This window comes from Subdoligranulum sp. DSM 23681 (genome assembly GCF_057005535.1).
Window position 1 is genome coordinate 2,767,928 of record NZ_CM168050.1, and the last position, 12,888, is coordinate 2,780,815.

Consider the following 12,888-nt stretch of genomic DNA (forward strand, 5'->3'; position numbering starts at 1 on the left):
ACCGCATCAAAAAGCAAGCTGATCCGGATGGATCCTATCAGATTCAGAGATCGCCCGGATAGGGCGGCAGGGAACACCCGCCGCCACAACACCGGCGGGGATATCATGGGTGACCACGCTTCCGGCACCGATGACCGAGCCGCTGCCGATGGTAACACCGCCGCACACCACGGCGTTGGCACCAATCCAGACATTGTCCTCCAGCCGGATGGGCTTGGATGTGCTGATCCCCTCGGACCGCTGCACAGGATCAAGGGAATGTCCGGCACAGCTCAGGCATACCCCTGGCGCAATGAAAGCACCGGCTCCGATGTGAACGGGGGAGGTGTCCAGGATCACGCAGTTATAGTTGATGACCGTTAATCCGTGGGTATGAATATTGAATCCGTAATCGCAGTGAAAATCCGGTTCGATAAAGGTCAGGGGATGGCAGGTTCCCAGCAGCTTTTCCAGGATATCCCGGCGGGTCCTGGCGTCATCGGGTGCTGTGCGGTTGTACTCCCAACACAGCCGTTGGGCAGCGGCTTTCAGCGTGGGCGGAATGTTCCGGTTCTGGGCGGCGTATCCGGCGGGGTCTCTTAAAATGTCTGCTATTTCCATGGCTCTATCCTTTCCGGCAGCATAACGGCGTGATATAAAATAAAAAAACCGACTTGCAACAACAAGTCGGCTGATTCTGTGTTGCGACGTCAACAATGGATATCGCTGGCCTCGCTTTTACGTTATATCATACTTTGACACAGTTAGACCAACTTTAATAAGGGGTGACACAGTAATTTAGCTCGGCACCAGTTTTCTTAATTATGGGAAGCATTTCCTTTCTTTGGTGCAATAAGGAACTCCATATCCACCTTTTCCAGCTGCAAGAATTCCAAATATATTGCTACGGTTGCTGACCGTTAGCCTGACCGATCGCACCTCCAATACCTTACGGAAGCCCCGTAATATCCCTGGTATTCTGCGGAATTAAGGGAAACGACTTACTGCTTATTTCTAAAACAGCAATCCAGTTCTGACGGCGGCCAACCGTCAGAACCATCCGCAGTATCCTCAGCAAACTCATGTGCCGTAAAGTAATGTAAGAGAATTTGATAAGCGGCCACCCCCTATTCCGTATTTTTTCCTGAATCTGTTCAAAAAGCTTGTTTGTGACGTAACGTAATAAGATATACTATAAGCAGGAGGTACGATATGGATAAGCATAAAGCTATACCACAAGGTTATATGACAGTTGGCGAAGTCGCAAAGAAAATGGATGTTACTGTACGGACATTACAACATTACGATAGAGAAGGCTTGCTCTCTCCCTCAGCCATGAGTGAAGGGGGACGCAGGTTATATACGGATAAGGACATCGTTAAGCTTCATCAGATTTTGTCCCTCAAGCACTTGGGTTTTTCTCTGGACGATATAAAGAACCGGTTGATTCCTCTTGATACACCGGCTGAAATTGCTGCTGTTCTAACGGAACAGGCTGCCGCTGTCAAGCAAAAAATAGATAGCCTGTCCGAAACGCTGAGGGAACTGGTAGTATTGCGCGAGGAAGTTCTTCAAATGCAGTCTGTTGACTTCAAAAAATATGCTGATATTATTGTCAATTTGCAGATGAAAAACGATTTCTACTGGCTAATTAAGCATTTTGATGACCAGACCCTTGACCACATCCGCAGCCATTTTGATAAAGACAGCGGAAAGGCATTTATGGACACTTTCATGCAGCTTCAAGACGAAGCGATAAGACTTCAAAATGCAGGCGTTCCCGCAGACAGTGATGAGGGACAGAATTTTGCAAGAGCCTATTGGAATATGATAACGGATTTTACTGGCGGAGACATGAGTATGCTCCCTAAACTCATCGAATTAGGGCAATTTCAAAACGTAGAACAAAGCTGGAAAGAAAAACAAAGTATTGCGAATGGCTATGTTGAGCAGGTATTAGGAGTCTATTTTTTCAAATTAGGAGTTGACCCGTTTCAGGAGGGATCGAAATGAATGAGGCTATAAAAATCAGCGGTTTAAAGAAAAGCTACGGAGCCCATGTCGTGTTGAACGGTTTGGATTTTTGTGTACGGCAAGGAGAGATTTTCGCGCTGCTCGGTGTAAATGGCGCAGGGAAAACCACCTCTCTTGAATGTATCGAAGGTCTAAGAAAATATGATAGTGGAAACATTACAATCCACGGTAGAATAGGAATCCAATTACAGTCCGCATCGTTGCCGGAACATATTAAGCCATTGGAGGCGATTAAACTATTTGCTAAATGGAGCAAGACGACCCCTGATAGAACAACGCTTGAAGCTCTCGGCATTTATGAGCTTGAGAAAAAACAATATTATCAATTGTCAACCGGTCAAAAGCGGCGGCTTCATTTAGCACTCGCTCTAACGCGAAAACCAGACATTCTTTTTCTGGATGAGCCAACAGCTGGTCTTGATGTGGAAGGACGGCTTTCTTTACACAAACAAATTCGACAATTAAAGGCAATGGGGAAAACAATCATATTAACAAGCCATGACATGGCTGAAGTAGAGAATTTATGTGACCGGATTGCTATTTTGTCCGAGGGGAAGATTGTTTTTATTGGAACCGTTGGACAATTGGGGGAAACCGTAGGAAGGCATTATAACATCATAATTCAAACAGAAAACAGCACCAAAAAATACGAATCTGATAATATCGGAGAAACATTGCTGTCGTTGCTTACACAGTATAAAGAAAATGGAGAATCTATTGTAGATATACAGATAAACCGCGGTACTCTGGAACAACATTTTATGAAGATTGCAAAAGGAGAATAATAGATGGGTGCTTTTTTATACGGAATTTACCTGCAATGGAAGTTAGATATACGGAGTAAGACATTACTTATAACCTGCTATATTGTCCCTCTCCTGTTTTTTGCGATTATGGGTGGGATATTTACATCTGTTATGCCGGAAGCAAGATACACACTCATTCAGTCTATGACCGTTTTCGGAGTAACAATGGGTGCGTTAATTGGCTTGCCGCCCTCTCTTGTTGAAATTTACAGCAGCGATATTAAAAAAGTTTATAAGGCAAATGGTGTGCCACTATATCTTGGTCTTGTTTTGACGAATATTTCCGCATACATACATCTGTTTATTATGAGCATAATTCTATACATTGCTGCGCCGCTTGCTTTCAATGCTGAGATACCAGAAAATCCGATGCTGTACTTTGCCAGCCTTGCTATTTTTATTGCGGTGTCCCTTAGCATTGCCAGCATAATTGGTTTAGCAGTAAAAGACCAAGCGAAAACTTCAATGGTTTCTATCATCATTTTTTTGCCCTCTATCATGCTTTCCGGAATTATGTTTCCGATTGAATTGCTGCCAAAAGCATTTGAAATTGTAGGAAAAATTTTTCCAGCCTCATGTGGCTATAGAGTAATGACGGATAGTACATTCCAACTTGAAAACTTGTTGCCGTTGGTAGCAATTCTTATATTGGCTATTTGTGTATGTGGCATACTACTACGCAAAGTTGATAAATAGCAAAGCCAGCCGAGCCAGTCAAAGATAAAATGAACGCCGCTTCGCGTCTTCGTTGACAGTCCCGCCCGCCTTTGCAAATAAGTGATCAGGGGTCGGCAGCATTTCTTGCTGCCGACCTCAGTCTGTCGAAAAATATCCGTATCATCTACTTAAAAGTGGTGCAGAAAGAAACATCCGTGTCAGAAGTGGTGCGATAGACTCACCAGTGAAACCGGCCGTTCTCTCCCACTCATAAAAATAGTGCAGCTCGATCTCTGAGCAAAGTCCAGAACGATCAATAATGAACACAAAAAAGCGGGACACCCCTGTTATTCACAGGGGTGTCTCATAACTTTGCGCCGCTATGCGATATCCATAGGCGACGTCCTAATGTGGTGGACCTGGAGGGATTCGAACCCTTGACCTCTCGGATGCGAACCGAACGCTCTCCCAACTGAGCTACAGGCCCAAATTTATCTGACCAAGATACTATACTCTTTTTGCAAAAAAATGTCAAGCCCCGGTCAGAAAAAAGAAATAGTATGCAGCTGTGAACCTGTGACGCAGCCCATGATAAAGGGATCTGTGGCAAAAGATAAGGAAGAAATCCGATATTTTGTATCAATAATCGCGTTTGCGCGCTTGGTTCCGTTTTGTAAAGCCAAAACGAAGGAACAAAAAATGCGAAATAAAAAGGCGATGTATCAAATATAATGAAAATAACGTGCAAATATTGCTGCAAACGTATGAAATCGTAAAATCAAATACGACGCGCAGCCATTGATTTTGCGGACATAAATCAGTATGATTATTTATCGAGAAGACCCGCGTCCGGTGCGGTATCCCGGCGCGGGCTTTCGGCGGTGTGCGCCCGCCGTTTGCGGTCCCGGAACGCGGGCGGTATCTACCCGGCTGAATTTGTATTGTGGGGAGACAAGAGGAAGATGAATCCAACACAGGCAGAATTGCTGGAATCCTATGCGCGGAATTTTTCGGAGATTGAAGGTCTGCAGAAGGCCCATCGCATCGGGTATGCCCTCTATGTGAAAGAAGGGTGCCTTGGTGTTGTGATCTGCCGGGAGGCGGGCGACGGAGTACCTAGGACCATGCGCTGCACGCTGCGGGATGTAAGTGAAAAATTCGGCCGGGGGCTGCTGCGGTTTCTGTATGAGAATGCAGTCCCACCGGAAAATGCCTGCGACGTGATCCGGGACGTGTGCGGCGCGGCGGCGGAATGCGCGGTCTGACGCAGCGGACAGCAAACAACAAGGACGCCCTGCGGAAGCGGCCGGAAAAGGAATGAAGAAGATGCGCGACATGGACAAACAGGAATGGGTCAGCGCACTGTTTGCAGACAGTGACCGTGGCCAGTGCAGTGCAATCAGACTGTACGGATCGGCCCAACGGTCGGTGGAGGTGTGTGCGGCGGTCACGTCGGGGCAGCAGGTGCTGGAAATCCTGCAAAGCGGCCTGTGCCCGCAGGTCCTTGTGCTGGATACCCTGCTGCAGGGACCGGGCCTGGGAGAGTTGCTGTGGCAGCTGGGCATGCTGGAACTGCCTCAGCGTCCGCGCATCCTGATCACCGCCATGCCCTATACACAAAAGTCCACGGCGCGTTTCTTGACAATGGGTGCTGATTGTATTATCTTTAAGCCATATACCTTGTCGGAGTTATTTGCGGCGGTGTATCGCTGCGGCGGCAGTGATGATGCCTGGGATGCCTACCGCGTACGGGAGTATCTGCACGAACTGCTTTGCTCCATGCACTACAACCGGCGCCTGGGTGGCTGGAATTACTTGGAGCGGATCCTGCTGCGCACCGTTCTGGGGGCCGATGATTATATTGCCAAGGAACTGTATCAATATGCAGCGGACGGACAGCATATCCGTCCCGGCACCGTGGCCTCGGCGATGCAGCGGATCAATGAATCCCTGCGGCACACCGGACCCCAGGGATATGACCGGCTGTGCCGTGCGGTCAACAAACCGGAAGGCAGCCGTCTGACCAACCTGGAATTGATCCGCAGCCTGACCGAACTGATCCGCAGGGCCATCGGGCGCTGAACCGATACTGCATTGCGCGCGGGATCAGAGGAGACTCTTGCGATGAACACCGAAAGATCCACCGACCACATCTGGCCGGAAAACTGTAACCCCCTTCGCGGCGGCCTGAAAGGGCGGCTGGCGGAGGATTTTTGTGTTTTGCAGGGCACGGTGGATGCCCTGACCCGGTACCTGGAACAGCAGGCCCCGGAACCGGTCCGCTCCACCGGTCTGGATACTTTGCGGGAAATGTCCCGGCGCATTCAAAGGCTGGAACGTCTGGCCGACAATGCTGCCGATCTGGCGCTGGGAACGCAGCTGCGGCAGCTGCGTCCGGCCTTTCCCCTGGAACTGACTGATCACCTGCGGGGCGTATGTACCTGCGCCCAGGAGGAACTGGCGGCCTGCGGCCGTGCCGTTCGCCTGACCTTGCGGGACGAAACGGAACGGGGGCTCTGGCTGGAAGCGGATGAGGCGCTGCTCAACAGCCTGCTGGCCAATCTGATTTCCAATTCGGTGCGTGCCGGGGCGGACACGGTGGAGCTGACCTGCACGGAAAACCGCCGGCTGGTGTATCGGGACAACGGCCCGGGCGCCGCGCCGGAGGCTGTGGCCATGCTCACGGAAGGGACCCTCACCGGAGATTTGCTGAACCGGGGTGTTACCGGTCTTTTGCTGGTGCGGGAATATGCCGCTGCGCTGGGATGGAAAACGGAGGAGGCCCAGGGAACGGACGGCTTTTCCGTTGTCTTCGCCCTGCCGCAGCACTGTCCGGACCCGTCCCGGCTGGTTCTGGCGGATGATGCCAACAGCAGACAGCAGATGCTGGCGCAGTGCCGTCATTGTCTGCGCAGAGAATTTGCCGCCGTACTGGAAGAATAATCAGCGCTTTCCTTTTTCACACTGCCCCCATGGGCGGTGTGAATTTTTTATGCCATTTTCCGAACCCTTATTTACTTTGTGGGCAAACTATTGTAAAATAACTACATATGACAAAATCAGGTGGTGCTTACTATGGAGAACCGTTATAATCGTATATTGCTGAAACTCAGCGGGGAAGCGCTGGCCGGCAGCAAGGGCGCCGGCTTTGATGAGGCAACCATTGCTTCCATCTGTGCCGGTGTCAAGCAGGCCCATGATCTGGGCGTGCAGATCGGCATTGTGGTGGGCGGCGGCAACTTCTGGCGCGGCCGTTCCAGCGGCAAAATGGACCGTATGGACGCGGACAAGATCGGTATGCTGGCCACGGTCATGAATGCCCTGGCCGTGAAAGATGCCCTGCGTCAGCAGGGGGTGCCGGCGGTGGTCATGACCAGTGCCGTGATGCCTCAGGTGGCCGAGACCTTCACCAGCGACAAGGCCATTGCTGCGCTGGAAGAGGGCAAGGTCGTGGTGTTCGGCGGCGGTACCGGCAACCCCATCTTCTCCACCGACACGGCCTCCGCCCTGCGCGCTCTGGAAATCGGTGCCGATGCCATGCTCAAGGCCACTATGGTGGATGGTGTCTATGACAAGGATCCCCACAAATACCCCGACGCAGTGCGGTATGACACCCTGACCTTTACCCGGGTGCTGGACGAACGTCTGGCCGTGATGGATTCCACCGCCGCCAGCCTCTGCCGGGACAATGCCCTGCCCATTCTGGTATTTGATCTGGGCGACGGTTCCAACATTGCCCGCGCGGTGCGCGGAGAAAAGATCGGCACACTGGTCAGTGAATGAATCTGCCGGAATGCCGGAAAAGAAGAAAAACACGGTCACCCAAGGCCGTTTGAACAAAAGGAGACACTTGTATGAGCAGCACGACCAAAATCTATGAAGAGAAAATGACCAACTGCGTCAACCACCTTTCCCGTGAGCTGGCCACCATCCGCGCGGGCCGTGCCAATCCGGCCATTCTGGACAAGGTCGCAGTGGATTATTACGGTGCTCCCACCCCGGTCAACCAGATCGCGGCTGTGGCTGTGGCCGAAGCCCGCATCCTGACCATCACCCCCTGGGACCCCAAGATGGTCAAGGAGATCTCCAAGGCCATTCAGACCAGCGATATCGGCATCAATCCCATTGACGACGGTCATACCATCCGCCTGATTTTCCCGGCTCCCACCGAAGAACGCCGCAAGCAGCTGACCAAAGATGTGCAGAAGCAGGGCGAAGAAGCCAAGGTGGCCGTGCGCAACGTCCGCCGTGATGCCATGGACAGGTTTAAGGCCATGAAGAAGGCCGGCGAGATCACCGAGGATGACCAGAAGAATCTGGAAGAAGAGGTCCAGAAACTGACCGACAAGTTTGTCAAGAAGATCGACGAGACCTGCACCGCCAAAAATCAGGAGATCATGGAAGTCTGATCGTTTCAGGCTTTCTGCTGCGTGTGCCGCGCATCTGCGCGGCATACGTCATATCTGGCAAACTCCGGCAGCAGTGCGCATATAGTAAAACCATCCCCGAAGCAGTAAACCGTGCACTTCTGTCTCCGAAAGGAATTCCCGCCCATATGAAAACTCGAATCATAACAGCCGCTGTAGGGCTGTGCCTGCTGGCCGTTGTCCTGGCTTTCTTTGATACCGTCTTTTTTGACCTGGTCCTGGCCCTGATCTGCCTGATCGGCATGCATGAAGTGTATTCCGCCATGGGCTTCGGCCGCCGTCAATGGTACCTGTTTGCAATGGCAATACCCTATACAATGCTGATCATGCTGTCCAGCAGCGCTGCCGTCCGTGCGGTCATTCTGCCGGCCAGTTTCCTGGTGGTGCTGTATTATAACATCTGCCTGATCGTCAAACATGGAACGTTGGATTTCGGCCGTCTGGCCGGGTTCGTCTATTTCGGCGGCGTCATTCTCTTCTGCTTTTATTCCCTGATTTATCTCAAACGCCAGCTGCCCATCGACCAATACGGGTATGATGCCGTCTATTTCATCCTGCTGATTCTCTGCTTCGCCTGGGGCGGAGATACCGCAGCCTACTTTGCCGGCCGTGCCTTCGGGCGGCATAAGCTGGCCCCCATTGTCAGCCCCCACAAAACGGTGGAGGGGGCTGTTGGCGGCGTCATCGGCAGCATGGCAGCCGGACTGCTGGTCACCTTTGTTTACGGCCTTCTGTCGGGACGGCTGCAGGTCTTTACGGTCAACATCAATCCCCAGCATTACCTGGTCATTCTGGGCCTGGGCGCTCTGGCCTCGGTGCTGGGAATCCTGGGAGACCTGTTTGCATCGGCGGTCAAGCGTCAGGTGGGAATCAAGGACTACGGCACGATTTTCCCCGGCCACGGCGGCATTCTGGACCGCTTCGACAGCGTGATGTTCATTGCGCCGTTTGTGTCCATTGCGGTGCGCCATTTCTTCTATCTTTCCTCTTTTTGACTGAACAGGAAGTGAATGTATGAGCAAGACGATCACTCTGCTGGGGTCCACCGGTTCCATCGGGACCCAAAGCCTGGATGTGGCCCGTATGCACGGGTATACCATCTTCGGTCTGGCAGCCCATTCCCGCATTGAGATCCTGCAAAAACAGATTGCAGAATTCCATCCCCGCTATGTGGCGGTGGTGGATGAAGCTGCCTGTGACCGACTGGAAGCGGAACTGACCGGCATGGCGGATGCCCCGCGGCTGCTCAGGGGAACCGAAGGCCTGCGTACCCTGGCAGCCATGGATGGCCCCGATGTGGTGCTCAATGCCGTTGTGGGCATTGCGGGCCTGCCTGCTTCGCTGGCCGCCATCGAGAGCGGCCATGATCTGGCTCTGGCCAACAAGGAAAGCCTGGTCACCGGCGGCCATCTGGTCACCGATGCAGTACGCCGCAAGGGCGTGCGCCTGCTGCCGGTGGACAGTGAACACTCAGCGATCTTCCAGTGTCTGCAGGACCAGCACTCGGCCAAACGGCTGACCAAGATTCTGCTGACCGCTTCTGGCGGCCCCTTCTTCGGTATGAAACAGGATCAGCTGGCCGGCAAGAAAAAGGAAGATGCCCTCAAGCATCCCAACTGGAATATGGGGGCCAAGATCACCATCGACTCCGCCACCCTGATGAACAAGGGACTGGAATTGATCGAGGCTGTCTGGCTTTTCGGATTGCCGGAGGATAAAATCCAGATCGTTGTCCAGCGGGAGAGTGTTATTCACTCGGCGGTACAGTTTGCGGACAATTCGGTCATTGCCCAGATGGGGGTGCCGGATATGCGTATTCCCATCCAGTATGCGCTGACATGGCCGGATCGTCTGCCCAGCCCGGTACCGGAGCTGGACTTTGCGGCTCTCAAGTCCCTGAGTTTTGATGTGGCCGATGAAGAGACCTTCCGCTGTCTGGCCGCCTGCAAAAAAGCCATCCGGAAGGGCGGCCTTGCCCCTTGTGCCGCCAACGGCGCCAATGAGGAAGCCGTGCGCCTGTTCCTGCAGGACAAGATCGGTTTCCTGGATATCGGCCGCCTGGTGGAAGGTGTGGTGGACAGCCAATCTTTCGGCGGCGACTATACCCTGCAGGATGTATATGACTGTGACGCCATGGCCCGGGCTTACGTCCGTGCCCATCTGTAATTCCCACCGGCGGCAGGGCAGGGGATGCCCGCCGTGCGGCAACTTCAATCGAGGTGTTCAATGACGATCGTCCTTCTCACCACCATTGTGGCAATCGTGGTATTCGGTCTGGTTGTGCTGGTGCATGAGGCCGGCCATTTTCTGGCGGCCCGGCGTGTGGGAATGTGGGTTCAGGAATTTTCCATCGGGTTTGGTCCGGCGCTGTGGTCCCGGGTCAGGAACGGCACCCGATACAGCATCCGCCTTCTCCCTTTGGGCGGATATAACCTTCTTCCCGGGGAAAATCCCGAGGAAGAAGGGGAAGACCGGGAAGCGGAACAGGACGGGTTCGTCCGTCCCCATGCTTCCTACGACCGCCGCCGTCCGGTACTGCCCGCGGCGGTCAGGGGCAAGTTTTTTGACGAAGCACCGCCCGCGCATCGCTTTTTTGTGATCCTGTGCGGTGCCATGATGAACTTCGTCCTCGGGTATTTTCTGCTGGTGGCCCTTCTTTGCGGGGAGGATGCCATCACCAGCTGTATGATTTACGATTTTCTGGGCGATGCACCGGCCAGTGAGGCCAGCGGTCTGCAGGCGGGAGATGAGATCCTCTCGGTGAACGGACATGTCTGCTTTGTGGCCGAGGACATCGTGTACGAGCTGCAGCGCACCCCGGATTACACCGCCTCCATGACGGTGCTGCGGGACGGCAGCATCGTACACCTGCCCGCCGTGCATTTTGACTCCTCCACCGGGGCGGACGGCACCACCACCATGGTACTGGATTTCCAGGTCTACGGCATTGCCAAATCGCCCCGCAAGGTGGCCGGTTGGGCAGGCCGGTATTTTCTGTATTACGCCCGGGCCATTCTGCGCGGCTTTGTGGATATGGCCACCGGCCGGGTCGGCATCAACCAGCTGTCCGGCCCGGTGGGCTTTGTCAGCGCAGTGAGTCAGGCGGTACGCTACGGCTGGAAGGATGTGGTCAGTCTGGCGGCCCTGATCTCGGTGAACCTGGGCATCTTCAATCTGCTGCCCATTCCCGGACTGGACGGTTTCAAGCTGCTGTTCCTGGCGGTGGAATGTGTTTCCGGCAAGACGGTGCCGGCGCGGGTGCAGGCGGTCCTCAATGCTGCGGGCATCGTGGCGCTGCTGGCCCTGATGGTGCTGGTTACCTTCCAGGATATTGCGAAATTTATATAAGGAGTGTCTTTGTATGCGCCAGCTCAAACGAACGGTCAAGATCGGCAATGTTACCATTGGCGGCAACAACCCCATCGCGGTGCAGACCATGCTCAACGTGCCGGTGGAGGATATCGCCGGCAATGTGGCCCAGGCCCGCCGTGTGGCTGAAGCCGGCTGCCAGATCGTGCGGGTCACGGTTCCCACCCCCAAGGACGCCGCGGTGGTTTCCGCCATCAAGGAAGAGGTGGACATTCCGGTGGTGGCGGACATTCACTTTGACTACAAGGCGGCTCTGGCAGCGCTGGATGCAGGGGCGGATAAGATCCGCATCAATCCCGGCAATATCGGGGATGACGACCGCGTCAAGGCGGTGGCCGATGCCTGCAATGCCAAGAACGTACCCATCCGCATCGGCGTGAACGGTGGCAGTCTGGAAAAGCACATTCTGGCCAAGTATGGCGCTCCGGTGCCGGAAGCCATGGTGGAAAGCGCCATGTATCATGTGCAGCTGCTGGAGAAGCATGATTTCAACAATATTGTCATTTCCATCAAGTCCTCCAACGTGCCCCGCATGATGGCGGCGTACCGGATGCTCAGTGCCAAGACCGACTACCCGCTGCATGTGGGCGTGACCGAGGCCGGCGGCAACCGGATGGGCCTGATCAAGTCGGGAATGGGCATCGGGGGACTGCTGCTGGAAGGCATCGGCGACACGCTGCGCGTTTCCTTGACCGACACACCGGAGAACGAAGTCCTGGCCGGATATGACATTCTGCGCGCTGTGGGCTATGCCGTGGCGGGTCCCGAGATCATCAGCTGTCCCACCTGCGGCCGCACCCAGTATCCCATGATGGATATTGCCCGTCAGGTGGAGGAGCGTCTGCGGGCCGACGGCTTCAAGAAACCCGTCAAGATCGCCATCATGGGCTGCATCGTCAACGGCCCCGGCGAAGCTTCCGACGCCGATATCGGCATTGCCGGCGGCAAGGACTGTGCGCTGCTGTTTATCCGCGGAGAAAAGGTCCGCATGCTCAAAGACAACATCGTGGATCAGTTCGTGGACGAGATCTATAAACTGTAAATAGCCACGCGGAGGAAGACCCCCATGGACCTGCTGCAACTTGTTGTTGATTTTTTGGTGGCCATTAGTCCGCGTTTTACCGCAGTGCTGCTGATTTTGGGAGCAGCACTGTTTGGTTTTTGTGCCTATGTGTTTTTTGATACGGCACAGTGGGCGGGCGGCATTTTCTTTCTGGTACTGGCCGCGGCCACGGCGGCACTCTTCCTTTGGCTGCTTTGCACCGGGGAATTCTGCCGCACCTCCGGCCGCCCGGGATCAAAGCGCTGATATCGCTGCCCTGTTTTTTCCCTGAATGGACCCGAAAATAAAAAGGAGAAGCCTTGAAACCTTTTGTCACTCAGGTCTGGCCGCAGTTTACGGCCGACGCCCAGTTCAACGCCTGCTTCAGCGGCGTGATCGTGGAAAAAGTGGAACTGTTCCGCACTTCCCGCAAGGTGGTCATCAGTCTGCGCAGCGCAGAGCCCCTGGACAGGGGGCTCTGCGGCCGCCTGCTGGCCTCGCTGGAACCGGTGTTTGCCGGCTATGAACTGGCACTGCGGAACTATTTCAATTATGATGCCATCACCCCGGATGC

14 protein-coding genes and 1 tRNA gene are annotated in these 12,888 nt (G+C 54.1%); 13 read left to right on the forward strand and 2 right to left on the reverse strand.

Going from position 1 to position 12,888, the window contains the following annotated elements; all coding sequences use genetic code 11:
* Window positions 1-6: 6 nt before the first annotated feature.
* Window positions 7-600, reverse strand: coding sequence for a sugar O-acetyltransferase (locus AC127K_RS12775; protein ID WP_483720877.1), 594 nt, complete (start codon window positions 598-600; stop codon window positions 7-9).
* Window positions 601-1,191: 591 nt separating this feature from the next.
* Between AC127K_RS12775 and AC127K_RS12780 the strand changes: the two genes are divergently transcribed.
* The 3 genes from AC127K_RS12780 to AC127K_RS12790 are packed head-to-tail and all read left to right on the forward strand — an operon-like array spanning window position 1,192 to window position 3,515.
* Entirely contained in the window at window positions 1,192-1,992 is an 801-nt protein-coding gene (locus AC127K_RS12780) for a MerR family transcriptional regulator (protein ID WP_483720878.1), read from the forward strand.
* Window positions 1,989-2,798, forward strand: a complete 810-nt coding sequence (locus tag AC127K_RS12785; protein ID WP_483720879.1) for an ABC transporter ATP-binding protein — start codon at window positions 1,989-1,991, stop codon at window positions 2,796-2,798. The genes AC127K_RS12780 and AC127K_RS12785 overlap by 4 nt, the downstream gene beginning before the upstream one ends.
* A gap of 3 nt (window positions 2,799-2,801) precedes the next feature.
* Entirely contained in the window at window positions 2,802-3,515 is a 714-nt protein-coding gene (locus AC127K_RS12790; RefSeq protein WP_483720880.1) for an ABC transporter permease, read from the forward strand.
* A gap of 372 nt (window positions 3,516-3,887) precedes the next feature.
* Here AC127K_RS12790 and AC127K_RS12795 read toward each other — a convergent pair.
* Window positions 3,888-3,963 (reverse strand) — tRNA-Ala (locus AC127K_RS12795).
* A gap of 475 nt (window positions 3,964-4,438) precedes the next feature.
* Here AC127K_RS12795 and AC127K_RS12800 point away from each other — a divergent pair.
* The 10 genes from AC127K_RS12800 (at window position 4,439) to AC127K_RS12845 (ending at window position 12,581) form a co-directional block, all read left to right on the forward strand.
* The gene (locus AC127K_RS12800) at window positions 4,439-4,741 is read left to right on the forward strand and encodes a hypothetical protein (protein ID WP_294540001.1); all 303 of its coding nucleotides are present in this window, start codon (window positions 4,439-4,441) and stop codon (window positions 4,739-4,741) included.
* 70 nt (window positions 4,742-4,811) lie between these two features.
* Window positions 4,812-5,558 (forward strand): hypothetical protein, encoded by a 747-nt coding sequence (locus AC127K_RS12805; RefSeq protein ID WP_483720881.1) that lies wholly within the window; start codon window positions 4,812-4,814, stop codon window positions 5,556-5,558.
* Between the two features lie 42 nt (window positions 5,559-5,600).
* The gene (locus tag AC127K_RS12810; RefSeq protein WP_483720882.1) at window positions 5,601-6,419 is read left to right on the forward strand and encodes an ATP-binding protein; all 819 of its coding nucleotides are present in this window, start codon (window positions 5,601-5,603) and stop codon (window positions 6,417-6,419) included.
* A 132-nt stretch (window positions 6,420-6,551) separates the two neighbouring features.
* Window positions 6,552-7,259: a UMP kinase gene (gene pyrH, locus AC127K_RS12815; protein WP_294539995.1), complete on the forward strand. Its 708-nt coding sequence runs from the start codon at window positions 6,552-6,554 to the stop codon at window positions 7,257-7,259.
* Window positions 7,260-7,330: 71 nt separating this feature from the next.
* Window positions 7,331-7,885, forward strand: coding sequence for a ribosome recycling factor (frr, locus tag AC127K_RS12820; RefSeq protein WP_483720883.1), 555 nt, complete (start codon window positions 7,331-7,333; stop codon window positions 7,883-7,885).
* A gap of 146 nt (window positions 7,886-8,031) precedes the next feature.
* Window positions 8,032-8,898 carry a phosphatidate cytidylyltransferase gene (locus AC127K_RS12825; RefSeq protein WP_483720884.1) on the forward strand — a complete coding sequence of 289 codons (867 nt, stop codon included), beginning with the start codon at window positions 8,032-8,034 and terminating at the stop codon, window positions 8,896-8,898.
* 19 nt (window positions 8,899-8,917) lie between these two features.
* Window positions 8,918-10,069: a 1-deoxy-D-xylulose-5-phosphate reductoisomerase gene (locus AC127K_RS12830; protein ID WP_294539990.1), complete on the forward strand. Its 1,152-nt coding sequence runs from the start codon at window positions 8,918-8,920 to the stop codon at window positions 10,067-10,069.
* A gap of 60 nt (window positions 10,070-10,129) precedes the next feature.
* Complete coding sequence (locus AC127K_RS12835; protein ID WP_483720885.1) at window positions 10,130-11,251, forward strand: M50 family metallopeptidase; 1,122 nt, start codon at window positions 10,130-10,132, stop codon at window positions 11,249-11,251.
* 13 nt (window positions 11,252-11,264) lie between these two features.
* On the forward strand, window positions 11,265-12,314 hold the full coding sequence (gene ispG, locus AC127K_RS12840) for a flavodoxin-dependent (E)-4-hydroxy-3-methylbut-2-enyl-diphosphate synthase (protein ID WP_294539986.1): 1,050 nt from the start codon (window positions 11,265-11,267) through the stop codon (window positions 12,312-12,314).
* A gap of 24 nt (window positions 12,315-12,338) precedes the next feature.
* Complete coding sequence (locus AC127K_RS12845) at window positions 12,339-12,581, forward strand: hypothetical protein (RefSeq protein ID WP_483720886.1); 243 nt, start codon at window positions 12,339-12,341, stop codon at window positions 12,579-12,581.
* Window positions 12,582-12,888 lie beyond the last annotated feature (307 nt).